This window comes from Variovorax sp. FW301-JW7 (assembly GCF_058788795.1).
Genome location: NZ_JBYTBC010000005.1, coordinates 165,880 through 189,122, shown reverse-complemented (window position 1 = coordinate 189,122; position 23,243 = coordinate 165,880). Strand labels below are relative to the sequence as shown.

Sequence of the window (23,243 nt, the reverse complement as noted above, 5' to 3'; positions counted from 1 at the left end):
GGTTGAAAGAAAGCACGCCATGGAATTCGCCCTCTCCGCCGACCAGAAGCTGCTGCAGGACAGCCTGCGCCGCGCCCTCGAACGCGCCTGCCCGCTCGATCGCGTGCGCCGCGTCGCGGCCGACGACCTGCCGCTGGACCGCGAGGTCTGGCGCACGCTGTGCGAGGTCGGCGTGCCGGCCCTGCTCGTGCCCGAGTCCTTCGGCGGGCTCGGCCTCTCGCTGCTCGACGCCGCGCTGGCCGCAGAAGAACTGGGCCGCCATGTCGCGCCCACGCCCTTCCTCGGCACCGCCGTGCTCGCACCGCTCGCGCTGCGCGAAGCCGGCAGCGCGGCGCAGCAGGATGAATGGCTGCCGCGCCTGGCCGCAGGCGAATGCATCGCCGGCGTGGCCATCGCCGAGGCCGTGGCCGGCGCGCGCGATGGCGCGGGCGTGACGGCCAATGCCGACGGCACGCTCGACGGCAGCGCGCTCTTCGTGCTCGACGCGGGCGCGGCCGATGTGTTCATCGTGGCCGACCGCGCGGGCGGCCTGCACCTCGTGCGCGCCGATGCAGCTGGCCTCACGCGCGGCGCACTGCGCAGCATCGACGCCACGCGCCCGCTCGGCGAGCTGCACTTCGCACAGGTGAAGGCCGAACCACTGCCCAACGCCAGCCCCGCCACGCTCGCGCGCCTGCGCAGCGCGGGCTGGGCCCTGCTCGCCGCCGACACGCTCGGTGCGGGCGAAGCCATGATCGGCCAGGCCGTGGCCTACGCCAAGGAGCGCCGCCAGTTCGGCCGCGTGATCGGCTCCTTCCAGGCCGTGAAGCACCTGTGCGCCGAGATGGCCGCCGCGCTGGAGCCCGGCCGCGCCCTGGTCTGGTACGCGGCCCATGCCTTCGACGCATTGCCCGAAGAAGCCGCGCTGCTCGCCGCGCACGCCAAGTCGCACCTGAGCGAAACCGGCACCTTCGTCGCCCGCACCGCCACCGAGGTGCACGGCGGCATGGGCATCACCGACCTGCTGGGCCTGCATTACTGGTTCAAGCGCATCGGCTTCAACCGCCAGTTGCTCGGCGGACCCGAGCGCGTGCGCCATCTCGCCGCCGAGATGCAGGGCCTCGTCGCCGCATGACCTCCCATCCCATGACCACACCATCCACCGCCCCCCGCATGCTCGAAGGCCTGCGCATCGTCGACCTCACCACGGTGATCTTCGGCCCCTACTGCACGCAGATCCTCGCGGACCTCGGCGCCGAGGTGGTGAAGGTCGAGCCGCCCGAAGGCGACAGCATCCGCATCATCGGCACGCCGCCCGTCACGCCGCTGATGAGCCCCGTGCACCTGCGGCTGAACCGCGGCAAGCGCTCCGTCGTCTGGGACCTGAAAAGCGACGACGGCCGCGCCGCGATGCGCCGCCTCATCGAGACCAGCGACATCTTCATCCACAACGTGCGCAGCGACGCCATCGCGCGTGCGGGCCTGTCGTACGACGAGGTGCGCGCCATCCGCCCCGACATCGTCTACGTGCACTGCACCGGCTTCGACCAGCGCGGGCCGTATGCCGCGCTGCAGGCCTACGACGACATCATCCAGGCCGCGTCGGGCATCGCCTCGCTGCCGCCCAAGGTCGACGGCAACCCGCAGCCGCGCTACGTGCCGATGACCATGGCCGACAAGGTCTCGGGCCTGCACGCGGCCTACGCCGTGCTCGCCGCCGTGGTGCACCGGCTGCGCACCGGCGAGGGCCAGCAGGTGGAGGTGCCGATGTTCGAGTCGCTCGCCAGCTTCAACCTCGTGGAGCACCTGTGTGACAAGACCTTCGTGCCGCCCACCGGCCCCGCGCTGTACCCGCGCCAGATCGACCCCATGCGCCAGCCCATGCGCACGCGCGACGGCTACATCGCCATTGCGCCCTACCTGGACGACCGCTGGCTGCGCTTCTTCGAGGCCACCGGCCATCCCGAGGTGCTCGAGGCGCCCGAGCTGGCCGACAAGGCCCTGCGCCGCAAGCACATGAGCCGCATGTACGAGGCCGCCGCCGCCATCCTGCCCGAGCGCACCACGGCCGAATGGCTCGACATCCTGAAGAAGGCCAACGTGCCCGCGATGCGCGTGAACGACATCGCCGACCTGCCCGACGACCCGCAGCTGCAGGCCGCCGGTCTTTTCCGACAGCGCACGCATCCGACCGAAGGCGCGTATCTTGAGGTGCGCCCACCGGTGCGCTTCTCGGGCTATGCCTACGCCGACCTGTCGCACGCCGCGACGCCCGGCCAGCACAGCGCCGAGGTGGCACGCGAGCTGGGCGTGACCCTCATGAACGAACGAAAGAACGCCGCATGACCATGACTGTCTACGACGCCGTCGCAAGCCGCCGCTCGGTGCGCGAATTTCTCGACCGCCCCGTGCCGGCCGACACCCTCCGCCGCGTGCTGCAGGCCGCGCTGCGCGCGCCCTCGGGCGGCAACCTGCAACCGTGGCACCTGCATGTGGTGGGCGGCGAGCGCCTGGACGAACTCAAGGCCCTCATGCGCACCCGCGTGCAGGAAACGCCCGGCGGCGAAGGCAGCGAGTACGACATCTACCCGCGCGAGCTGGTCGCGCCCTACCGCGACCGCCGCTTTGCCGTGGGCGAAGCGATGTACGCGCGCCTGGGCATTCCGCGCGAGGACAAGGCCGCGCGTTTGAAATGGTTTGCGCGCAACTTCCAGTTCTTCGGCGCGCCGCTCGCGCTCTTCTGCACGGTGGATCGCCGCATGGGCCCGCCGCAGTGGTCCGACCTCGGAATGATGTTGCAGAACGTGATGCTGCTGCTGCGCGCCGAGGGCCTGGACAGCTGTCCGCAGGAATGCTGGGCCATCTACCCGCAGACCATCGGCCGCTTCATCGACCTGCCGCCCGAACGCATGCTCTTCACCGGCATGGCCATCGGCTACGCCGACCGCGACAAGCCCATCGACGCCCTCGAGACCGAACGCGCACCGCTGGACGACGTCGCCGAATTCATCGGCATCTAGGAAGGCAATCACCCATGGACGATTGGGAAAGCGCCTGGGCGCCGATGGTGGCGCGCGTGGGCGAAGACTTCGCGAACGGCGTGATCCGCTGGGGCGTCGACGTGATCGAGGCCGGCGCGGTGCGCCGCTATGTCGAGGTGCTGGAGTTCGACTGCCCGCTGCACCACGGGCCCGACGCCGTCGCGCCATCGACCAGCCTCGCCAGCCTCACGCTGCCGCCGATGTGGGCCCCGGGCCAGCCGCCCGTGTTCACCAGCGACGCGCGCAACGCCGAACCCGAGCGCAGCCCGCTCAAGGGCACGCGCCCCGAAGGCATGCCGCCCACCACCGCCTACATGGCGACCGACTACGAGGTCGACTACCTGCAACCCGCGCGCCTGGGCGACCGCCTGGGCCGGCGCGGCAACCGGCTCGTGCGTTGCGAACCCAAGGCGACCAAGGTGGGAAGGGGCGCCTTCACGACGTGGGAGTACGACATCGTGAACCAGCGCGAAGAGGTCGTGGCCCGCTGCCGCTTCGGCATGTACCACTACCTGCCGCACTAGCGAACAGACACCCGATGCCATGCGGCCTCCCGCACCGGCGCACTGCGTCCCGTGCGCAGGGCATTGGGTGCTCCCCGCAGCGAAATCAAGGAGGAGGGGCGAAGCCCCGGGGGACATTCGCGAAGGGGAGTACCCGATGTCCTGTGCACGCGCCCTGAACCGACCCACAACGCCTCACAAGCAGAGCAACAAGATGAACTGGCAAACACAACGCCGCTGGGAAGAAGTCAACGAGGGCGACACCTTGAACCCCGTGCCCTTCCCCCTCACCGTCTACCGCCTCGTGATGGCCGCCGGCGCCAACCGCGACTTCAACGCGATCCACCACAACACCGAGCACGCCCAATCGACCGGCGCCCCCGAGATGTACGCCAACGTGATGCTGCTGCAGGGCATGTGGGAGCGCGCGATTCGCGAGTACATCGGCACGGCCGGCGTGCTGCATGCCATCCGCGGCTTTCGCATGAAGTCGTTCAACACCGCGGGCGACACCGTCACCGTGCGCGGCCAGGTCGAACGCAAGTGGATCGACGACAGCGCCGATGCCGCGCACCGCCACCGCCTCGACCTGCGCCTGTGGAGCGAGAACCGCCACGGCGTGTCGGTCGGCCCCGGCCTGGCCGTCGTGAGCCTGCCGCCCTGACATCGCACCCAGCCAGAAAAACCATCGGAGACAAGACAGACATGCACAACAGCAGATTCACCCGCCGCCACGCCCTCGCGCTGGCCGCCGCCCTGGCCACGAGCAGCGCCTTCGCGCAGCAGCCAACCTGGCCCGACAAACCCATCCGCATGATCGTGCCCTACGCCGCAGGCGGCGGCACCGACGTGTTCGCGCGCATCGTTGCCGAGGGCCTGGGCAAGCGGCTCGGCCAGAGCGTCATCGTCGACAACCGCCCCGGCGGCAACGGGCAGATCGGCATCACCGCCGTGCAGCGCGCACCGGCCGACGGCTACACCGTGCTGTTCTCGCTCACCTCCATCATCCAGAACCCGCTGCTGTACCCCAACGCCGGCTTCGATCCGTTCAAGGACTTCGTGCCCGTGTCGGAAGCGGGCCGCCTGCCCATCGTCTTCACCGTGAGCAACAAGCTCGGCGTCGACACCCTCGACGGCTTCGTCAAGCTCGCGCGCGCCGCGCCCGGCAAGTACTCGTACGGCTCCTACGGCAACGGATCGAGCGCCCACCTGTATGCCGAGGTGCTGCAGGACGCCGCGGGCATCCAGCTGCTGCACGTGCCCTACAAGGGCGAAGCGCCGGCCATCACCGACCTGCTCGGCGGCACCGTCGATGCCGTGTTCGTCTCGGCCAAGGGCGTGGGCCCGCACGTCGCGGCCGGCAAAGCGAAGTCGATCGCCGTGGTCGGCACCGCACGCGCCCCGCTCGCGGCCGGCGTGCCCACCTTCAAGGAACAGGGCTTCGCCGGCATGGAGTCGGTCGGCTGGTTCGGCATCTACCTGCCCGCCGGCACGCCGCAGCCCATCGCGCAGCGCCTCTCGACAGAAGTGGCCCAGGTGGTGCAAAGCCCCGAGCAGGCGGCGCGCATCGAAGGCCTGGGCGTGATCCCGGTCGGCAGCACGCCCGCGCAGCTCACCGCCACCATGCGCGCGGACCATGCGCGGTGGAAGCAGGTGATCCAGGCCAAGAACATCAAGCTCGATTGAGACCGCACGCCATGACACGTCTTTCTTCTTCCACGCTCGGCTTCGCACTGGCTGCCTTGCTCACCCTGCCCGCCGCCGCGCAACAGCCACCGGCCGACTACCCCTCGCAACCCGTCACGCTCGTCGTGCCCTTCCCCGCCGGCGGCATCACCGACAACATCGCGCGGCTGGTCGCACAGGAACTCGGCACCGCCTGGGGCAAGCCCGTCGTCGTCGACAACCGCGTGGGCGCCAGCGGCACCATCGGCGCCGCCGCCGTGGCGCGCGCCCCGAAGGACGGCCACACCGCCCTCTTCACCATCACCACGCACGTACAGATGCCCGCGCTGCAGCGCAAGCTCTCGTACGACGCGGTGAAAGACTTCGCGGCCGTGTCGCAGATCGGCATCTCGACCTCGGCCCTGGTCGTGACGCCCGACGTGCCCGCGAAAACGCTGGCCGAACTCGTCACGCTGCTCAAGGCCGAGCCCGGCAAGTATTCGTACGGCTCGACCGGCGTGGCGACCACCTCGCACATCTACGGCGAGCTGTTCAAGAAAGAGGCCGGCGTCGACATGCCGCACGTGCCCTACAAGGGCGCCGCACCCATGGTGACCGACCTGCTCGGCGGCCACATCCGCGTGGCCGTGCTCGACACCGGCACCGCCCTGCCCTACCTGCAAAGCGGCAAGCTGCGCGCGCTGGCGGCACTGGGCACGCAGCGCTCGGCCACGCTGCCGCAGGTGCCGACCTTCCAGCAGGCGGGCTACGCGGGCTTCGAGCCCTATGCGTGGATTGCGCTGTTCCTGCCGGCCGGCACGCCGCAGCCGCGCGTGGACAAGATGTCGAAGGCCGTCGCCGCCATCATCGCCAGGCCCGAGGTGCAAAAGAAGATGCGCGACATGAACATCGAGCCCGTGGGCAGCACGGCCGCCGAGTTCGCCGTGGTGCTGCGCCAGGACGCCGACACCTGGAAGCGCGTGATCGACAAGACCGGCATCCGCCTGGAGGACTGACCGATGACGCCCCCTCCCCTTTTTCGCGGCGCCCTCGAAGGCGTCAAGGTGCTCGACCTCTCGTCCGTGGTGCTCGGCCCGCTGGCCAGCCAGATGCTCGCCGACATGGGCGCCGACGTCATCAAGGTCGAGGCGCCGCAGGGCGACCTGGCCCGCTCGGTCGGGCCCGCGCGCCACAAGGGCATGTCGTCGCTGTACCTGTCGTGCAACCGGAACAAGCGCAGCCTCGTGCTCGACCTGAAGCAACCCGCCGCGCGCGAGGTGCTCGACACGCTGGTGCGCGGCAGCGACGTGCTCGTGCACTCCGTGCGCACCGACGCAGCGGCGCGCATCGGCATCGACGCCGCGCGGCTGCTGGAACTCAACCCGCGGCTGGTGAGCGCGCACGTCAAGGGCTTCTCGGACGAAGGGCCGTACGCGGGCCTGCCGGCCTTCGACGACATCATCCAGGCCGCATCGGGCCTGGCGCAGCTGCAATCGATCTACACCGGCGAGCCGCGCTACATGCCCGCGCTCGTGGCCGACAAGACCACGGCGCTGTACGCCGCCTACGCCATCGTCACCGCGCTGTTCCATCGCGAACGCAGCGGCCAGGGGCAGGCGGTCGACGTGCCGATGTTCGAGACCATGACCGCCTTCAACATGGTCGAGCACCTGTGGGGCCACACCTTCCAGCCGCCCATCGACGACATGGTGTACGGCTCGATCCGCTCGGGCGTGCGCAAGCCTTTTCGCACGGCCGACGGCTACATCGCACTGGTGCCCTACACCGACGCGCAGTGGCTGCGCTTCTTCGAAGTGGTGGGCCGGCCCGAGCTGCGCGAAGACGAACGCTTTGCCACGCTGGCCGCGCGCGTGCGTAACCATACGGTGGTGTTCGGCGAACTCGAACGCGCCACCGGCGCGCGCACCACCGCCGAATGGGTGTCTGCCTTCCGCCAGGCCGACATCCCGGCGATGCCGATCCAGACACTGCAGCAGCTGCCCGACGATCCGCAGCTGAAGGCCAGCGGCCTGTGGCACGACGCCGAGCACCCGACCGAAGGCACGCTGCGCTTTCCCGGCGTGCCGTTCACGCTGTCGGCCACGCCGGGCGGTGTGCAGCGGCTTGCGCCGTCGCTGGGGGAGCACACGGATGAAGTGCTGAGGGAGTTCGGGTTCGAGCGGGCGGCGGTGGATGCGCTGGTGGCCGGCGGCGTGGTGGCGCGGACCAAATAACCGTCTGCCCCGTCTACTTGAACTGGCCGTCGGCCGCGGAGATCCGCAGTTGCTCGGCGCGCTGGTTGTTGAGCTCGGCCACGCAGGCCGCGCGCCGCATCTCGAGCGCGTTGCCGATCGCCGTGCCGCCCACGGACTTGGCGTAGGCGCAATGGTCCTCCCGGTACCTGGCGAAGGACTTCTTCGCGGCAGCCAGCCTGGCCTTGGTTGCCGCGATGTAGGGAGGCTCGATGTCCCACTTGGCAATGGCGCGCAGCAGGTTCGCTTCGGCGCGCTTCAAGTTGGTCTCGCTTTCCACTTCCTTCTTGTCCAGGCATTCACGGACGTCAGCCATCGAGAAAAATTCATTCCCGCACGCCAGCCGGATCGCGTACTCGCTCTGCACCACACGGGACGCACGGGACGGCGCTGCAATTGCAGACACGCTGCAGAGAATCGTCGCTGCAAGAATTACCGAACGCATGTTCATTCCCTTCCGCTGAGCACGAGTGGCAGCGTTGTAGTGATCTTCGTCTTGTAGGTGGCATCACCGCCGCCGTTGTACCGTCCCACGAGCAACGCCGACGTCATCGGCCGCCAACCCACAATGACGCGTTGGAGCACGGCCTTCTGGCACTTCAGGACTTGCCCAACGCGCAGAGTACCGGCCGTCGGGTTCAGCCTTTTCATGATCTCAGTGGTCGAGCCGTTGGCGCGTGCGATCTTGTCGAGGCTGTCTCCAGGCTGGACGGTCACGTCAAAAACCGAAGACCCCGCGGGCGACGCGCTGCGGTGCTCGTAGTACGCCGCCTTCATCAGAAGATAGCCGATGCCAGCCCGGATGTTGTGCGACGGAACCGTGCGAACAGACAGCACGGTCAGTCGCTCTTTCCAGATCGGCGGCAGGATCAGATCACCGCCCTCGTTGCCGGAGAGCAGTGCATCCATGCCGGCGTCGCCGACAACGCCGATCTGCATCGGCTTGATGAGCCACTGGGGGTTGCCCGCCCCGGACTCGACCCACACCATCGCCTTGACGACCCGCCAATCCAACGGCATGTACCCCGTGGTGGTCGCCAGGTGCTGGTTGAACTCGCTGACGGCGGTCCTGATCTCTTTGTCCCAGAAGTCCCACTTCGGGTCTCCAGGCGCGCGAAGGATTCCCTCTTTCCACTTGTCGAACCCGCTCTTCGGCGCTGCTTGCGTAGCCACAACCACTCCCCCTTCGATCGTTTCTTTTCGGTCCAAACGATTCTGCGTAGGGGACACCAAAGCGCCAGCGATGTGTAAATTTCGCGCCGCGTATCGCGCGCATTTACAAGGCCATCAGGCACACCTGTGTGCCCAGCCCCGCGACATAAGCGCGGGCGCTTGCAAACAGGCTTTATTCGAGCTTCAGGTTCATGTCCTTGATGAGCCGCGACCACAGCAGGTTCTCGCGCCGCACCGCCGCCATCAACTCGCCCGGCCCCTCACCCGAAGGCTCGAGCCCCAAACCGATCATGCGTTCCTGCAGATCAGGCTGCGCCACGGCCTGGCGCACCGCACCGGCGAGCTTGTCGATGGCCGGCTGCGGCGTGCCGGTGGGCGCGAAGAAGCCCCAGAAGCCGCCGTGCTCGTAGCCCTTGAAACCCTGCTCGGTGAAGGTGGGGATCTGCGGCGCGAGCGGCATGCGGCGCGTGCCGAAGACGCCCAGCAATTTCGCGCGACCCGACTTCGCGTGCGGCAGCGCTTCGCCCATGGTGACGAAGCCGCCCTGCACCTGGCCGCCGAGGATGTCGATCATCAGCGGCGCACCGCCCTTGTAGGGCACGTGCGTCATCTGCAGGCCCTCGTCGCGCATCAGCTTCTCGCCGTAGAGGTGGCCCGACGAGCCCTGCCCCGCCGAGCCGAAGCTCAGCTTGCCGGGCTGGGCCTTGGCCATGGCGACGAACTCGCGCATGCTCTTCGCGGGCACGCCCTCGCCCACCGCGAACACGAGCAGGCCGTAGTTCGACAACGACACGGGTGCGAAGTCCTTGAACACGTCATAACCCGGCTTGGCCATCAGCAACGGCGCGAGCACGAAGGAGTTGACGGCGAACAGCAGCGTGTGGCCGTCGGCCGGCGCCTTGGCCACGAAGGACGCGGCAATGGCACCGTTGGCACCGGGCTTGGGGTCGATCAACACCGGCTGGCCCAGCGGCTTGGCGATGCGTTCGCCGATGGTGCGCGCGATGCCGTCGACCAGCCCGCCGGCCGCCGACGACACGATCACCTTGATCGGCTGGGTCGGGTAAGCGTCGGCCGCCTGCGCCTTGGGCAGGGCACCGAGCGCGGGGGCCAGCAGTCCGCTCGCGCCCCATTGCGCGAATCGACGTCGTTGCAGCATGAAGAGGTCTCCTGTTGGTTTTCTTGACGATGAAAGTCGTTCAGCCCGCCGCGCCCCACACGGCCAGCGCATCGAGCGCCTCGACCGTGCCACCGTCCACCCGCAGCGGGTTGACTTCGAGCGAGACCAGTTCGGGGCCGAGAGCGAGCGCCGCGTTGCCGATGGCGGCCACGGCTTCGGCGATGGCGTCGCGGTCGGCCGCGGGCGCACCGCGCCAGCCGTCGAGCAGGCGCGCACCGCGCAGCTCGGCCAGCATGTCCTTCACCTCGGCGGGCGTCACGGGCAGCAGGCGCAGGCTGGTGTCGCGCAGCGCCTCGACCCAGATGCCGCCGAGCCCCACGGCCAGCGCCGGGCCCCACTGCGGATCGCGCACGGTGCCCACGAAAAGCTCGAGCCCGCCTTGGCGCATCGGCGCGACGAGGATGCCGTCGATCTCGGCCTCGGGCCGCGCGGCGCGCACGCGCGCATCCATCGCCTGCCAGGCGGCGCGCACCGCGTCGGCACCCTGCAGGTTGAGCGCCACGCCGCCGACCTCGGTCTTGTGCGCGATCTGCGCCGAGGCGATCTTCAGCACGACCGGGCCGCCGATTTCTTCTGCGAAGCGCGCGGCCTCGTCGGCGCTGCGCGACAACCGCACGGGCACCACGGGCACGCCGCGCTGCGAGAGCCAGTCGAGCGTCTCGCGCTCCGAACGCAAAGGCTGCGCGGGCGGCGTGGCCGGCACTGCAGCAGCGACACCTTGCGCGCCCTGACGCCGGCGCAGCGTTTCCGACCAGCGGCGCACCGCACCCGCCGCGCTCATCGCATGGTGGATGCCGCAGGCGATGTGGCGGATGCCGGTCTCGGCGATGAGCTCGCGCGACCGCTCGCTCACCTGCATCACGTAGTGGCTGCAGACGATGGCGGGCACCGGGCTGGCCGACAGTCCGCGCGCCACCTGCGCCAGCACGGCGCGGTTCAGCGGCGTGTCGTTGGCCGGTGCGTTGGGCACGTCGGCCACGACGATGGCGGCGCCCAGCGCGGGGTCGCGCACCAGCGCTTCGAGCGCGTTGCCGAACAGCTCGGGCTGCAGCATGGCGGCGCCGGTCACGTCCAGCGGGTTCTGCGGCGTGCCGTAGCCCGGCAGCACCTCGCGCAGCGCGGCCTCGGTGGCGGGCGCGAGCGGCGTGAGCGCCAGGCCTTCTTCCTCGGCGCGCTCGGCAAAGATCTCGCACATGCCGCCCGACATCGACACCGCCGCCAGCCCGCCCGCCGCGAAAGGCCCGGTCATGCTGGCGAAGGCGGCGGTGAACACCAGGTCTTCGATGGAACGCACGCGCATCAGGCCCAGGCGCTGGCACATGGCGTCGAACACGCGGTCGTCGCCCACCAGCGAGCCGGTGTGGGCCTGCGCGGCCTGCGCCGTGATCTCGCTGCTGCCCATCTTCAGCACCACGATGGGCTTGGCCACGGCCAGCGCGCGCTCGGCCGCGGCGGCAAAGCGCTGCGGGTCGCGCACGGTCTCGGCGAACACGGCGATGGAGCGCGTGTGCTCGTCGTCCACCAGGTAGTCGATGACCTCGGCGATGTCGATGTCCGACTCGTTGCCGGTCGACACCATGCGGCTCAGGCCGATGCCGTGCACCTGCGCCATGAACGACAGCTGCCCCGCGAGCGCGCCGCTTTGCGACACGATGCCCAGCGTGCCCGCCGGCAGCGGCTCGCGCAGCGAGGCGGTCCACACGGCCGAGCGGTCGACGTAGTTGACGAAGCCCAGGCAGTTCGGCCCGAGGATGCGCAGGCCGCGCGATCGCGCCTTGGCCGTGAGCTGGCGCTGGCGCTCGCGGCCTTCCTCGCCGGCCTCGGCGAAGCCCGAACTCAGCAACACCGCGTTGCCGATGCCCGCGCGCTGCAGGTCGGCCAGCGCATCGTCGAGCGCGTCGGCCGGCACCATGAGCAGCGCCGTGTCGACCGGCTCGCCGATGGCCTCGGCCGAGGTGGCGGCCGCCATGCCATGAAAGCTGCCGCCGCGCCGGTTGACCGGGTAGAGCTGGCCCGCGTAGCCCAGCGTGCGCAGGCTGGCGAGCGCCGCGTTGGACCACACCGAGCGCTCGGTGGCGCCGACGAAGGCGATGGCCTTGGGGTGAAGGAAGCAGTGAAGAGAAGAAGAGGAAGAAGAAGTCATGGCAGCAGGAAGGAAGGTCGGGTTCAGTCGTCGAGCTTGATGCGCAGGTCGCTCACGAAGCGCTTCTCGTCGGCGTAGGTCTTGTGCGCCCAGGCCGTGTAGGCGGGGCTGTCCATGTAGAACCGGACGTAGTCGTTCAGGTCGAGCGTGCGCAGGAACTCGGGGTCGTCCACGGCCTTGCGGAAGGCCTCCTGCAGCGCCTGCACCACCTTCGGGTCCATGCCGCGCGGGCCGGCGATGCCCCACGAGCCGTTGGCCACCACGTCGTAGCCGAGTTCCTTCACGGTCGGCACGTTCAGCCGCGTGGGCGAGCGCGCCTCGTTGAAGGTGGCCAGCAGACGCACGCGCCCGCCCGCCACGGCGGCGCCGAAGCCGGCCTCGGAGACCGCGTCCACATGGCCGCCCATGAGCGCGTTGTACAGCTCGGCCGCGCCCTTGAAGGGAATGAAGTTGAACTTCACGCCGGCCAGCGCGGCCAGCCGCTCCATCGACACGTGCGAGGTGCCGCCGCGCCCCGTGGTGCCGTACGACACCTCGCCCGGCTTGGCCTTGGCCGCGGCCAGCAGCGCGTTCAGGTCTTTCCACGGCGCGTCCTGGCGCACCGTGATGCCCAGCGTGGCGGCCGTCACGTTGGCCACGTAGGTGAAGTCGGTGGCCGGGTCGTAGCTCACCTTCTGCAGGTGCGGCAGCCGGTACAGCGAGCTCAGCATGAGCGACAGCGTGTAGCCGTCGGGCGCGGCCTTGCGCGCCATGGTGGTCGGCGCCAGCGTCGCGGCCACGCCGGGCTGGTTGAGGATCACGATCTGCTGCTTCAGCTCGCGCGAGGCCGCCAGGGCCAGCGCGCGCGCCTGCACGTCGGTGGCGCCGCCCGCAGGGTACGGCACCAGCAGCGTGATCGGCTGCTTGCCGAACAGGCCCTGGGCGCGCGCCAGGAAGGGCAGCGCGGTGCCCGCGGCGGCGAGCGCGGCGCCGTGGATCAGGCGGCGGCGCGCCGGGTCGGTCGGGAAGGAATGCATGGCTTGTCTCCGGTCGGTCGTTCGGTCGGTCAGTCGAATCTGTCGTTCTGCGGCGATGGTCGCGCGCAGCCCTTGGCCGGTCACCGTCGCTTCGGACGACTTTGGCCGCCGCAGCGCTTTCGATCCCGTCGCTTCCGACGATGCCGGCGCGGCGCGTCCCTTCCATACTCGGCGCACAACAACGAACCGACCGACGGAGACCGCAGTCCATGGACCTCACCCAGCCCCTGCACAAGGCCCTGCAGGAACGCCCCGGCGCCACCGCCCTCGTGTGCGGCGAGCGCCGCAGCACCTTCGCCCAGTTCGTCGACCGCGTGGCGCGGCTGGCGGGCGTGCTGCAGTCGCTGGGCCTGCAACCCGGCGACCGCGTGGGCCTGCTGGCGCTGAACTCCGACCGCTACGTGGAGTACCTGTACGCCACCTGGTGGGCGGGCGGCGTGATCAACCCCGTCAACATCCGCTGGAGCGCGCGCGAGGTCGCGTACTCGCTGGACGACTGCGACACGCGCATCCTGCTGTCCGACGCGCACTTCGGCGCCGTGGCGCAGCAGCAGCGCGAACTCTCGCGTTCGCTGAAGACGCTGGTGCACTTCGGCGACGGCCCCGCGCCCGACGGCATGGCCGACGCCGAGGCGCTCATGGCGCAGGCGCAGCCCGTGCCCGACGCTCGGCGCGGCGGCGCCGACCTGGCCGCCGTGATGTACACCGGCGGCACCACCGGCCTGCCCAAGGGCGTGATGCTCACGCACGGCAACCTCTACACCGGCCAGCTCTCGGCCAACATGGCCGCCACGCGCCCCGCCGAGGCCGTGGGCCTGAACATGGCGCCCATGTTCCACGTGGGCGGCACCGGCCTCACGCTGCAGCTGATGATGCGGCTGTGCACGCAGGTCATCATTCCGGCCTTCGACGAGGTGAAGGTGCTCGAGGCCATCCAGAACGAGCGTGCCAGCGAGACCTTCATGGTGCCCACCATGCTCAAGCGGCTCATCGAGCACCCGCGCTTCGGCGAGTTCGACACCACGCCGCTGCAGCTGGTGCTGTACGGTGCCGCGCCCATCGACGACGCGCTGCTGCTGCAGGCCATCGACAAGCTGCCGCGCGCGGGCTTCTGCCAGCTCTACGGCATGACCGAGCTGTCGCCCGTGGTCACCGTGCTGCCCACGTGGTGCCACCACCCCGACCAGCCGGCCGCGCGCCGCCGCTCGGCCGGACGGCCCGTGCCCATCGCCGAAGTGCGCATCGTCGATGCCGACGGACACCCCGTGCCGAACGGCACCGTCGGCGAGATCGCCGCGCGCGGGCCGATGGTGATGGCCGGCTACTGGAACAAGCCCGAGCAGACCGCCGAGGTGCTGCGTGACGGCTGGATGCACACCGGCGACGGCGGCGTGATGGACGCCGACGGCTTCGTCTACGTGGTCGACCGGCTCAAGGACATGATCGTGAGCGGCGGCGAGAACATCTACTCGGCCGAGGTCGAGAACGCCATCACGCAGCTGCCGCAGGTCTCGATGTGCGCCGTGGTCGGCGTGCCCGACGACCAGTGGGGCGAGCGCGTGCATGCCGTGGTCGTGCTGCGCGCCGGCGAGGCCCTGAGCGCCGAGGCGCTGGTGGCGCACTGCAAGACGCTGATCGCCGGCTACAAGTGCCCGCGCAGCGTGGAGTTTCGCGAAGAGATTCCGCTGTCGCCGGCGGGGAAGATGCTCAAGTACAAGCTGCGCGAGCCGCACTGGGAAGGGCGCGCGCGCAAGGTGGGGTGACGCGCCGGCGGGTGTGTGTGCGGATGTATGCGGGTGTGTTTCACCTGCTTGGGGTATGGTGGCGGGCCGCCACCTGCACCTGCACCTTCTGCGACATGCACCGCCGCCTCCTCGCTCTCGCCCTGCCCTGCTTTCTGCTCATTGGCCTGTCGCCCGCCTTCGCGAACGGCAGCCTGCAGTGCGACGGCCGGCCGTACGCGGTCGAGATCCAGTTCAGCCTCTCGACCGGCCAGCTGACCGAACTGGTCGTCGCGCGCACCGGCCCGGGCACCGAGGGGAGCGAGCGCTTCACCCTGCAGCAGCGCTTCGTCGACCATCGCCAGCAGCTCATCCGCGCGCGCGGCACCGGCCTCGAACGGCCGCAGGTGGCCGTGGCGCTGCGCGTGGCCGGCGCGACGGGCACGCTCAGTTACCGCGGCGCGCAGTACGAGCTGCGCTGCAGCTGGACCGCGCTGGGCTGATCCGCCCTTCACGCTTTCCATGCCTCAAGACCGCACCCTTCTTTACGCAGGACGCGGGTTCGAAGTGGCGCATGTGCGCCTGCATGCGCCGCAGGGGCCGGCATGGAGCGACCTGTACACCGTGGCCTCGCCGCGCGTCGTCTTCCCCATCGGGCGCACGCGGCTCGACGTGCGCTCGGGCGATCACACCTGGCTGACCGACGCGCTCACCGCCATCCGCTTCGGCGATGCCACCGCCTACCGGCTGCGCCCCGAGACCGCGACCGTGCGGCACAGCCTCGTGGTCAGCGGCCAGGCATCGGTGAGCCCGGCCCACGGTGAAAGCGCTGCGGGCGTGAGCGTCTGCCTGCTGACGCCGCAGGCGCTGTACCGCATGCACGCGGCACGGCGCCAGTTGCCGGACACCGACAGCGCCCAGGCCGCGGCCCTGGTGGCCGCGCTCGTTGCCGTGCTGGGCAGCGCGCCGCACCAGGCGCCCTGGCACGGCGCCGTCGCGCGTGCACGGCAGCTGCTGCTGTCCGAAGGCAGCGGCCCGGGCGCGCGGCCTGCTCTCTCGCTGGACGAACTGGCCGAGGCCGTGTCGCGCTCGCCCTTTCACCTGGCGCGGCGCTTTCGCCAGCAGACCGGCCTGAGCCTGCACCAGTACCGCCAGCACCTGCGGCTGGCGACGGCGATGGAGCGGCTGGCCGACGGCGAGCGCGATCTGGCCGGCCTCGCGCACGACCTGGGCTACTGCAGCCAGAGCCACCTGGGCGCCGTGTTCCGGCGCGCAGTAGGCGTCACGCTCGGCGAGGCCCGCCGCGTGCTCGGGCCGGCCGGCGCAGCAGGCGCACGAATCTGATAGCTTTCGCGCCGCCCGGGCCACAGACTGGCCCGATGACGACATCGCCTCGCACCCTCTGGACCGGCGCGCTCGCCGCGCTGGCCGCCGCCCTCATCGGCAGCGCCTGGCAGCTGCTGTCGCGCCACGGCGTGACCGCCACCGCGCTCGGGCCGATGGACATCGCGCTGCTGCGCTACGGCATTCCCGCGCTGCTGCTCAGCCCGCTGTGGCTGCGCGGCAGGCTCGTGCCGCCGGGTGCGTCGCGCGGCGCGCTCGTGCTGCTCGTCGTCGGCAGCGGCCTGCCCTTCGGCCTGCTGGTGCTGGCCGGTGCGCAATGGGCGCCCGCCAGCCACATGGGCATCTTCATGGCCGGCAGCCTGCCGCTCTTCACCGCACTGGGCGCGTGGGTCTACCGGGGCGAACGCGTGCACGGCCTGCGCCTGCTCGGGCTGGTGGGCATCGCTGTCGGCATGGCCGTGTTCGCGGCGGGCAGCTTCGGCGAGGGCCTGCGCCAGCAGCACTGGCGCGGCGACCTGCTCTTTCTGCTGGCGGCCTTGCTGTGGACCGTCTACTCCCTGGCCTTCGGCCGCTGCGGCATGAGCGCCTGGCAGGGCGCGGCCTTCGTCAACGGCGCGTCGACCCTGCTGCTGTTGCCGCTGCTGTGGCTCGCCGGCCCGCCGCGACTGTTCGCCGCGCCGTGGACCGACATCGCGATGCAGGCCGCAGGGCAAGGCGTGGTCGCCGGCCTGCTGGGGCTGGTGGTCTACGGCGTGGCGATCACGCGGCTGGGCGCCGCACGCGCCGCGCTGTCGTCCGCGCTCGTGCCCGTGCTGACCACCCTCGGCGCGGCATGGTGGATGAACGAGCCCGTCACGCGCGCCGCGCTGCTGGCGCTGTCGTTCGTCGTGCCCGGCGTCGTGCTCGCGAGCGGCGCGCTGCGGTGGCGGGGGCCGGCGGCACGCGACAGCGAGCGGCAGGGCCCGGGGCAGAATGCGGCGGCGTCCTTGCCCACTTCCGAAAGCACTCGCCCATGAAGAAAAAGATGAATCGCCTTCGCACCGCCACGCTCGTGGCCGCCTCGTTCGCGTCGCTCTTCGCCTTCTGCGGCGCGGGCTGGGCGCAGCGACCGGAGCCGCAGCAGCAGCAGCAGCAACAGCCGCAAGGGCAGCAGCAGCCACTGCAACGCAGTGTCGTGCGCGTGCCCACCCCCTTCGTCGAGAACGGCGCGCCCGTCACGCTCGAGATGGTCATCTACAAGCCCGAGGGCGCCGGCCCGTTCCCCACGGTCGTGTTCAACCACGGCTCCACCGGCATCGGCAACGACCCGGCCTTGTTCAAGCAGACCTGGGCCCCCGAGCGAACCGCCCGCTGGTTCACGCAGCGCGGCTGGCTCATCGCCTATCCGCAGCGGCGCGGACGCGGCCAATCGGACGGCCTGTACGACGAAGGCTTCACCGCCAAGCGCGAGCACTACAGCTGCGAGCCCGCCATCGCCCTGGCCGGCTTCGACCGCGCCGTGGCCGACCTCGACGCCGCCGTCGCATGGCTGCAGCGCGACCCCGACGTCGACACCCGCCGCATGGAAATCGCAGGCCACTCGCGCGGCGGCATCCTCGCCGTCGCCTACGCGGGCCTGCACCCCGACATGTTCCAGGGCGTCATCAACTTCGTCGGCGGCTGGATGGGCGACAAGTGCCCCGGCAACGCCGCCGAAGCCATCAACCCCGCCACCTTCCGCCGCGGCGCGGCCTTTGCCAAACCCACGCTGTGGCTCTACGGCGAGAACGACCCGTTCTACGCGATGTCGCACAGCCGCAAGAACTTCGAAGCCTTTCGCGAGGCGGGCGGCAAGGGGCGCTTCGAGAGCTTCACGCTGGAGGGTGGCGCGAGCGGGCACGGGCTGCTCGGGCAGCAGGGGCTGTGGGGGAAGGCGGTGGAGGCGTATCTGGCGGCGCCGTGAGGTGGTGCGGCGCCTCGGCCCGCTAACGGCGCAGGTCGGCTGCCGCGGCGTTCAGTTGCGCGATGAAGTCGGGCAGCGGAATCCGTGAGCCCAGGCTTCCGTCCTTCGCGGGGAACGCAACGCAGAGCTGGTCCCGGCCTTCCTCGCGGTCGAGCAGCAACAGGAACTGACCATCGAAACTCAGCTCCGCGACGAGGTGCTCGTGCGCCGTGTCGCTCAGGATGGTCTTTTCCCATTTCTCGTTTTTCATGTCTGCTTTGCGGATGAAAGGTGACGATGCCGTGTGCTGCGGGTTGAGGTTCAGCAGGGCCGGATGATAGGTCGACAGGTCTGCGAATCCGCCCTCGCCCGACCAGCCAATTACTGCGTGCAGCTCTTGGTGGAAGCGGTGTGCAATGAGCGCCTCGCGCCATTCACCCCTTTTCAAATCGGCTCGAAACGGAAGCTGAAAGAGCCAGCGGCGCGCCGAATGGTCGGGGATAGCCTACCTCGCTCAGGATTTCGTCGAAGTCCAGGTGCAGCAGTTCGACAAGCTTGTCGATATCCCGCAGTTTCATGGTCCCGTTCGCCATCAAGTCTTGTGCACGCCGTTCGGACGTGCCGATCGCGCTCGCCACGTCGCCGAGGGTGAGACCGGCGTCGGCAAGCTCTCTTCGAAGAATCGCAAGTAGATGCGGAGTTCCGGGCATCGCTGGACTGGCAGGTTGAAATCCGCGCTTGAATCGCGCGGAGCTAATCAGCGCGATTGTTCCGAGCATGGCGATGATCGCGGCGTGTTATCCGGGAGGTAGCGTCTCTTGCCACTCCTGGTATCCCGGTATCGCGAACCCGCCCAAGGTTCAAACCGTTGCGACCGGTCGTGCTTCGGACGCCGCTTCGGATGACGCCGAGCAGGCACGTGCTGCTCGCGCGGATACCGTTGGCGTCGCGGTCGAAGTTGGCGGTGTTGCCCGTGGCGTCGAAGCCATGTCCGTGGCTATACTGCGCCGGTCACGTCTACACAGGGCGTGATCGGGATTGGCCTCCCGTTGAAATCACTGCGACGTAAAAGCCGCAGCCACCCCGCAGGGTCTGCGGCTTCGTCGTTCGTGCTTCCTGTTTTAGGCGGCTCGATGGGCGGGCGCAAGCCCGGCCGGTTTCACGCAAGTGGTTTCCCGGTAGGCCAACCCGTCGAGCCGCCGCCTCCGATTGGCCTCGGGTGCGTCGGTTTCAGCAAACCGAAACCCTTGGAGGCCATTCATGGCTGCATCTGCATCTCCCCGCGCGTCCGCGCACGCGTCTTCGCTTTCTCCATCTTCCGAAACCGCCAGTGCCGAATCGCTCGCGCTGCGGGCGTGTGATGACGTCGACAGTCTGCATGCGGTGCAACGTGCCTACGCGTGCATCGAGAAGCTCATCGTTCCGCAGCGTGTGGGGGAGACGGAGGAAGTCTTTCCGACGCGCACGGAGTTGGGGGCGTTGGTGCGGTTAGTGAATGAGGAGCTGTTGCGGCGGATCGAAGCCGCCGACGCAACGACTCAGTCACTGCGTGCGGCGCTTGGTGAAGGCGGTGTGCAATGACCGACCTCAGCGCCATCGATTACTCACGATACAAGACGTTCACCATTTCGCCTCTTGCCAAGGCGAGAACTTCATCGAACGTATCGACCTCGAGCACCGAATAGGTCAGCTCTTGTCCACTCGCCAACGCTGCGCGCTCAGGCAACGGCGCTGTTTCTGCTCCGACTATTTTTCTGATGCCTGCGAAAAGGTAGCTCGCCTTCTTTTCGTTCAGCTCCAAGTGCCCTTCAGCTCCTGAGTCCTCGTTTGCCCTGGCGATGATTTCCGCCTTGGCTCTTGCTTCGCCTGAGTCAGCTGCATTGATGACGTACACGTTCTCATGCACGAGGAAGGAGTCTTGGCTCTGATCAATCAGCTTGAAGTAGAACAGTGCGTGTGCCGCGTACCACATAGAAGTCCCCCTGGAACGGAATTCAAGAAGCGTTTGACCTTGTGCTCGGAATCCGTGCCGTCGCGGTCCCCACGACGACCCATTTTCCCCTTTCACCCCTTCTCTGGTTGCACTCGCTTCGTATGCGCGGGGCAAAGCACAAGCCCCGCCGAATCAACAGACCACCCTTCACTTCGGGCGGAGCGAGCCATCATTTCTGACCATCCTTCGACAGGGTCAGTTGCTGGCTGGTCAAGACTCTTCTTGAACACGTTCGAGCAATTGCCGAGTCGGCAGAAAATCAGCAGCTCGGTGAATGCGAGATTCACCATGGGGTCAATCGAATCACTCATGACTAAACAACTCCATGAACGATGTAAGGACATGCCGGCACATCAGCTTTTTCAATCGCGAAACGACTGCGACGATTTCTGCTTTACTGCTTGAGAGGAACCGCTCGAACTCACGGGCACAGTCGTCAATGGCATGCTGAACACCCTGATCGCCCTCCGTCTCATGTGCTCGAACTGCCAGGACCGATAGTCAACTCCGCCAAGGATTCACGAGCCCATTCTTCTCCCCTCGCAGCGGCACGTCGATACCAGATCTTCGCCAACTTGGTATTGCCTTCACTTCGATAGTGCGAGCCAAGCGCCGTCGCCCCATACGCACTCCCTCGCCTGAACGCGGACTTATAAAGCTGCTTGGCGAGCAGAGCGTTCTTGGTAACGCCTTCGCCTGCGCTGTACAAGTTTCCGAGATTGACCTTAGCCTCTGGTGACCCAAGCGCGGCAGAACGCCGGTAGTACCGAATTGCCGCCGCCAAGTCACCAGATTCGTGGGCTTCGCATGCGGCTTCCAACAGAACACGAGCATCGTGGCGATCTTTAGGATTTATAGAAAATCCTGTCCTTCTTTTTCTCATTTTTTGCACCTCGATTCTTTAACGAATTTCTAGCCCCGAGAGCAGCGAGGGCATCGCGGCCGTTCGAGAAATCTTCGAACGAAAGGTGCGAAGGGTCCGCCCGAAGCACCCAGCCTATGCCGGCCTTGGCATGTTGGGAAAAACCTCGACGCCGATGCGAACACCAAGTCTTGCAGCGAGCGCCATTGTCTCTAGTGATAGATCACTGCCAATGTTGACGGCGCCCGGCAGTTGCGCAATCACCTGCAATTTGCCGCCAGAAGACAACAAGCGCGCGACGAACTCGTGCGCTTCCTCCAGCCATTTCAGAACATCATGGATCTCTTCGAAGAAGAAACGCTTTCCCTCAGTCCATGAGGTATGACTCCACATCGCACCCGGGGTGAAACGACGCGCCCCAGCACTCCAGGCGTGCGTGGGTCCCATATTCAAGGCGACGGTGATCTCGTCGGCTGACATGGACGGGTGAGTGATGAGCAATCGAATGCTGTAGTAGCAGGGCGTTTCGTTCTCGGTATCACTCGAATTTTCTTCATCCATCACTGACCACCTCCATGCTTTCGGACTTCGACACGAGCGTGCCAGCACATCAACTCTTCAATCGCGAAACGGCGGCGGCGATTTCTGCCTAGCTCTTTGACAGGAACTGCTCGAACTCACGCATCCAGTCGTCTAGCGCTGGCTGAACACTCTCAGTCCACTGAATCTTCGCAAGAGGCCCTATCACCAACACCGTACCGTCTTCTTTGCACACGTCAGATTCAATCGCCATCTGCTTGTCGTCGCCCCGGATATCCACCGTGATCGCGAGCTCTTCGCCATCAACACGCCGCCGGAAGGCCAGGTACGCCCTGAGCAAGAACGCTTCATTGCTGGTACGTCTCACATCGCGAATCACGGATGAATCGCGCATCTCAATCTTCCCCGCGAACGTGGACAGTGTGGTTTGAAGACGAAGCCACAGGGCCTCAATGAGGGCTCCACGGGCGTGCAGCCTCTCGCGGCTCACGACAACTCCCAACGACGTAAAAATCGGGGAGAACTTCTTCGACGTCTCATCGTCCCGTTGCAGGGTCCCGCGATCAGCGTAGAGCAACCGCTCGGTGTCGAGATCGATAGATTCAATCTCGTAGTCACCACTTTCCCAGACGGTGATCCGACCTATCGCTGTCGGCGCATCGACATCCAGGCGCGCCGAGGGATTGGCCGAAGGCTCGCTTTCGTTCAGTCGCATGTCGATGTTCTCTTTCCCCTGAGAGGGATCAGCCTGAACTGTCCGTGCCCAGTCGATGAATCTTCTCAGCATGAGTCTTCCCGGGAAATCACTCGGCACCCATCCTCGATCAGGAGCTGGACGGCTGGGTCCAACTCCATGCGGATATCAAGGAAAACGATCTGACTCGCCAGATTTAGCGCCGAGCAAAGATCTCCTGTCGTAAGAGAAATTGGTGCCTGCTGTGTGCGATGCCAAAGATCGCCGAGTGCGAGAGCCTCGCCGTTCGAAAGAGTTTCGATGTCAAACAGTAGCCAACGCTCATCTCGACCGAACTGGGCGATGAGCACTTCGGCGACCGCCTGGCCTGAGATTGGCGAATCATTGATCGAGTCGAACATTCGGAGCGTTTCCTTCTCTTTGCGAGGACATCGCACCTCTTCACGGGGTCTTCATGTACTCGGCGTTTTTCCAGAGAAGCTCGGATGAAGTAATGCCCAGGGCAGCCGCCACTTGCTCCATCCGAAACTCCCAGTCATCCAGCTTCGAGCGAAAGAACAGTTCCACGGTGTTCTCGGGACGACTCTTGTACTTGCAAAGGTAAAAGTGAAACCCGTCATCCAGTTTCAGGTAGGCGATGTTGCACTCTTCCAGGTCGTCGAGTCCATGCTTGAAGCCAAAGCTGAGTTTCTTCGCAAGGGCTGAGAGGCTCGATGAAATCGTCGCAACGTGCGCACTACTGAAGTCGAAAGACTCAGCTCGAGCTTGAGAAATTGAAGAAAATTTCATGTGGAGATCCCCTATGTCTTCTTGCTCTTCGGCTGGTCAACCTTCGTCAGGCATCGAGAAAGCGATGCCGAATTTCTCCCCGCATCTCACAACGCTTTCCCCGCCAAATTCTTGCACCACGTCGACGGCAAGTTGCTCCTTCTGAAGGAGCACTGCGAAGTGTTCATCAAACGCGATGTCAACGTAGTCGCCTGCCTGATTGAAGAGAAACCGCCCATCACTCAAGAACTGGGAGTAGACAGGGTGATCCTCGAACTTCACAGGCTCAAGTACCCAGTACCTGACACCCGCCACCTTTCCATCGACAGATCGAAGATAGTCATAGAAGCAACCTCCGAGACTCATGTCGGGTGCCTTCTCTTGTCTAGTGACTGCGAAGCCCTTCGGAAAGAGTATGTGATTCATCGTCTCTGTCTGGGTCAACACC

At 67.4% G+C, this 23,243-nt stretch carries 29 protein-coding genes; 14 read left to right on the top strand and 15 right to left on the bottom strand.

The features are described from left to right. The first annotated feature begins 19 nt into the window (after positions 1–19). From AC3WQM_RS16040 to AC3WQM_RS16005, 8 genes are all read left to right on the top strand, one after another. Complete coding sequence (locus tag AC3WQM_RS16040) at positions 20–1,114, top strand: acyl-CoA dehydrogenase family protein (RefSeq protein ID WP_492680064.1); 1,095 nt, start codon at positions 20–22, stop codon at positions 1,112–1,114. 11 nt (positions 1,115–1,125) lie between these two features. Next, positions 1,126–2,325 (top strand): CaiB/BaiF CoA transferase family protein, encoded by a 1,200-nt coding sequence (locus AC3WQM_RS16035; RefSeq protein WP_492680062.1) that lies wholly within the window; start codon positions 1,126–1,128, stop codon positions 2,323–2,325. A gap of 2 nt (positions 2,326–2,327) precedes the next feature. Continuing rightward, positions 2,328–2,999, top strand: coding sequence for a nitroreductase (locus tag AC3WQM_RS16030; protein WP_492680382.1), 672 nt, complete (start codon positions 2,328–2,330; stop codon positions 2,997–2,999). Between the two features lie 14 nt (positions 3,000–3,013). Beyond that, positions 3,014–3,544, top strand: coding sequence for a hotdog family protein (locus tag AC3WQM_RS16025; protein ID WP_095948015.1), 531 nt, complete (start codon positions 3,014–3,016; stop codon positions 3,542–3,544). Between the two features lie 193 nt (positions 3,545–3,737). Then, positions 3,738–4,187, top strand: coding sequence for a hotdog family protein (locus tag AC3WQM_RS16020; protein ID WP_489061738.1), 450 nt, complete (start codon positions 3,738–3,740; stop codon positions 4,185–4,187). A gap of 41 nt (positions 4,188–4,228) precedes the next feature. After that, positions 4,229–5,209, top strand: a complete 981-nt coding sequence (locus AC3WQM_RS16015) for a Bug family tripartite tricarboxylate transporter substrate binding protein (protein ID WP_492680060.1) — start codon at positions 4,229–4,231, stop codon at positions 5,207–5,209. An 11-nt stretch (positions 5,210–5,220) separates the two neighbouring features. Beyond that, positions 5,221–6,204 carry a Bug family tripartite tricarboxylate transporter substrate binding protein gene (locus AC3WQM_RS16010; RefSeq protein ID WP_492680058.1) on the top strand — a complete coding sequence of 328 codons (984 nt, stop codon included), beginning with the start codon at positions 5,221–5,223 and terminating at the stop codon, positions 6,202–6,204. A gap of 3 nt (positions 6,205–6,207) precedes the next feature. Next, positions 6,208–7,422: a CaiB/BaiF CoA transferase family protein gene (locus AC3WQM_RS16005; RefSeq protein ID WP_492680056.1), complete on the top strand. Its 1,215-nt coding sequence runs from the start codon at positions 6,208–6,210 to the stop codon at positions 7,420–7,422. Between the two features lie 13 nt (positions 7,423–7,435). Here AC3WQM_RS16005 and AC3WQM_RS16000 read toward each other — a convergent pair whose 3' ends face one another. From AC3WQM_RS16000 to AC3WQM_RS15980, 5 genes are all read right to left on the bottom strand, one after another. Continuing rightward, on the bottom strand, positions 7,436–7,756 hold the full coding sequence (locus AC3WQM_RS16000; protein ID WP_492680054.1) for a lysozyme inhibitor LprI family protein: 321 nt from the start codon (positions 7,754–7,756) through the stop codon (positions 7,436–7,438). 131 nt (positions 7,757–7,887) lie between these two features. Next, entirely contained in the window at positions 7,888–8,649 is a 762-nt protein-coding gene (locus tag AC3WQM_RS15995; RefSeq protein ID WP_492680052.1) for a LysM peptidoglycan-binding domain-containing protein, read from the bottom strand. Positions 8,650–8,785: 136 nt separating this feature from the next. Next, positions 8,786–9,772, bottom strand: coding sequence for a Bug family tripartite tricarboxylate transporter substrate binding protein (locus AC3WQM_RS15990; protein ID WP_139704328.1), 987 nt, complete (start codon positions 9,770–9,772; stop codon positions 8,786–8,788). A 40-nt stretch (positions 9,773–9,812) separates the two neighbouring features. Beyond that, positions 9,813–11,936: an acetate--CoA ligase family protein gene (locus tag AC3WQM_RS15985; RefSeq protein ID WP_492680050.1), complete on the bottom strand. Its 2,124-nt coding sequence runs from the start codon at positions 11,934–11,936 to the stop codon at positions 9,813–9,815. Positions 11,937–11,959: 23 nt separating this feature from the next. Continuing rightward, positions 11,960–12,952 carry a tripartite tricarboxylate transporter substrate binding protein gene (locus tag AC3WQM_RS15980; protein ID WP_062475192.1) on the bottom strand — a complete coding sequence of 331 codons (993 nt, stop codon included), beginning with the start codon at positions 12,950–12,952 and terminating at the stop codon, positions 11,960–11,962. A gap of 209 nt (positions 12,953–13,161) precedes the next feature. Between AC3WQM_RS15980 and AC3WQM_RS15975 the strand changes: the two genes are divergently transcribed. The 5 genes from AC3WQM_RS15975 to AC3WQM_RS15955 all read left to right on the top strand — a co-directional run bounded on the left by AC3WQM_RS15975 (position 13,162) and on the right by AC3WQM_RS15955 (position 17,959). After that, positions 13,162–14,715, top strand: coding sequence for a long-chain-fatty-acid--CoA ligase (locus AC3WQM_RS15975; protein ID WP_492680048.1), 1,554 nt, complete (start codon positions 13,162–13,164; stop codon positions 14,713–14,715). Between the two features lie 95 nt (positions 14,716–14,810). Next, positions 14,811–15,176: a hypothetical protein gene (locus AC3WQM_RS15970; RefSeq protein ID WP_492680046.1), complete on the top strand. Its 366-nt coding sequence runs from the start codon at positions 14,811–14,813 to the stop codon at positions 15,174–15,176. Positions 15,177–15,195: 19 nt separating this feature from the next. Continuing rightward, on the top strand, positions 15,196–16,017 hold the full coding sequence (locus tag AC3WQM_RS15965) for a helix-turn-helix transcriptional regulator (protein ID WP_492680044.1): 822 nt from the start codon (positions 15,196–15,198) through the stop codon (positions 16,015–16,017). Positions 16,018–16,052: 35 nt separating this feature from the next. Then, on the top strand, positions 16,053–17,033 hold the full coding sequence (locus tag AC3WQM_RS15960) for a DMT family transporter (RefSeq protein ID WP_492680042.1): 981 nt from the start codon (positions 16,053–16,055) through the stop codon (positions 17,031–17,033). An 8-nt stretch (positions 17,034–17,041) separates the two neighbouring features. Next, a complete protein-coding gene (locus tag AC3WQM_RS15955; RefSeq protein WP_492680040.1) occupies positions 17,042–17,959 on the top strand; it encodes an alpha/beta hydrolase family protein in 918 nt (305 codons plus the stop codon). 22 nt (positions 17,960–17,981) lie between these two features. Here the strand turns inward: AC3WQM_RS15955 and AC3WQM_RS15950 are convergent, their stop codons facing one another. After that, positions 17,982–18,386: a hypothetical protein gene (locus AC3WQM_RS15950; RefSeq protein ID WP_492680038.1), complete on the bottom strand. Its 405-nt coding sequence runs from the start codon at positions 18,384–18,386 to the stop codon at positions 17,982–17,984. Then, positions 18,373–18,717: a helix-turn-helix domain-containing protein gene (locus tag AC3WQM_RS15945; protein WP_492680036.1), complete on the bottom strand. Its 345-nt coding sequence runs from the start codon at positions 18,715–18,717 to the stop codon at positions 18,373–18,375. The genes AC3WQM_RS15950 and AC3WQM_RS15945 overlap by 14 nt, the downstream gene beginning before the upstream one ends. Before the next feature lie 481 nt (positions 18,718–19,198). On the opposite strand from AC3WQM_RS15945, the gene AC3WQM_RS15940 reads away from it, so the two are divergent. Further along, positions 19,199–19,519 (top strand): hypothetical protein, encoded by a 321-nt coding sequence (locus AC3WQM_RS15940; protein ID WP_492680034.1) that lies wholly within the window; start codon positions 19,199–19,201, stop codon positions 19,517–19,519. A 19-nt stretch (positions 19,520–19,538) separates the two neighbouring features. Here the strand turns inward: AC3WQM_RS15940 and AC3WQM_RS15935 are convergent, their stop codons facing one another. The 8 genes from AC3WQM_RS15935 to AC3WQM_RS15900 all read right to left on the bottom strand — a co-directional run bounded on the left by AC3WQM_RS15935 (position 19,539) and on the right by AC3WQM_RS15900 (position 23,221). Beyond that, positions 19,539–19,910: a DUF4288 domain-containing protein gene (locus AC3WQM_RS15935; RefSeq protein WP_492680032.1), complete on the bottom strand. Its 372-nt coding sequence runs from the start codon at positions 19,908–19,910 to the stop codon at positions 19,539–19,541. Between the two features lie 92 nt (positions 19,911–20,002). Next, the gene (locus AC3WQM_RS15930; RefSeq protein ID WP_492680030.1) at positions 20,003–20,242 is read right to left on the bottom strand and encodes a hypothetical protein; all 240 of its coding nucleotides are present in this window, start codon (positions 20,240–20,242) and stop codon (positions 20,003–20,005) included. A gap of 161 nt (positions 20,243–20,403) precedes the next feature. After that, positions 20,404–20,814 carry a tetratricopeptide repeat protein gene (locus tag AC3WQM_RS15925; RefSeq protein ID WP_492680380.1) on the bottom strand — a complete coding sequence of 137 codons (411 nt, stop codon included), beginning with the start codon at positions 20,812–20,814 and terminating at the stop codon, positions 20,404–20,406. A gap of 114 nt (positions 20,815–20,928) precedes the next feature. After that, entirely contained in the window at positions 20,929–21,354 is a 426-nt protein-coding gene (locus tag AC3WQM_RS15920) for a DUF4279 domain-containing protein (RefSeq protein WP_492680028.1), read from the bottom strand. A gap of 88 nt (positions 21,355–21,442) precedes the next feature. Further along, positions 21,443–22,120 (bottom strand): immunity protein TriTu family protein, encoded by a 678-nt coding sequence (locus tag AC3WQM_RS15915; protein WP_492680026.1) that lies wholly within the window; start codon positions 22,118–22,120, stop codon positions 21,443–21,445. Next, positions 22,114–22,428: a hypothetical protein gene (locus AC3WQM_RS15910; protein WP_492680024.1), complete on the bottom strand. Its 315-nt coding sequence runs from the start codon at positions 22,426–22,428 to the stop codon at positions 22,114–22,116. Before AC3WQM_RS15910 ends, AC3WQM_RS15915 begins: the two co-directional genes overlap by 7 nt. A 40-nt stretch (positions 22,429–22,468) precedes the next feature. Beyond that, positions 22,469–22,816 (bottom strand): hypothetical protein, encoded by a 348-nt coding sequence (locus AC3WQM_RS15905; RefSeq protein WP_492680022.1) that lies wholly within the window; start codon positions 22,814–22,816, stop codon positions 22,469–22,471. A 36-nt stretch (positions 22,817–22,852) separates the two neighbouring features. Beyond that, the gene (locus AC3WQM_RS15900) at positions 22,853–23,221 is read right to left on the bottom strand and encodes a hypothetical protein (RefSeq protein ID WP_492680020.1); all 369 of its coding nucleotides are present in this window, start codon (positions 23,219–23,221) and stop codon (positions 22,853–22,855) included. Positions 23,222–23,243 lie beyond the last annotated feature (22 nt).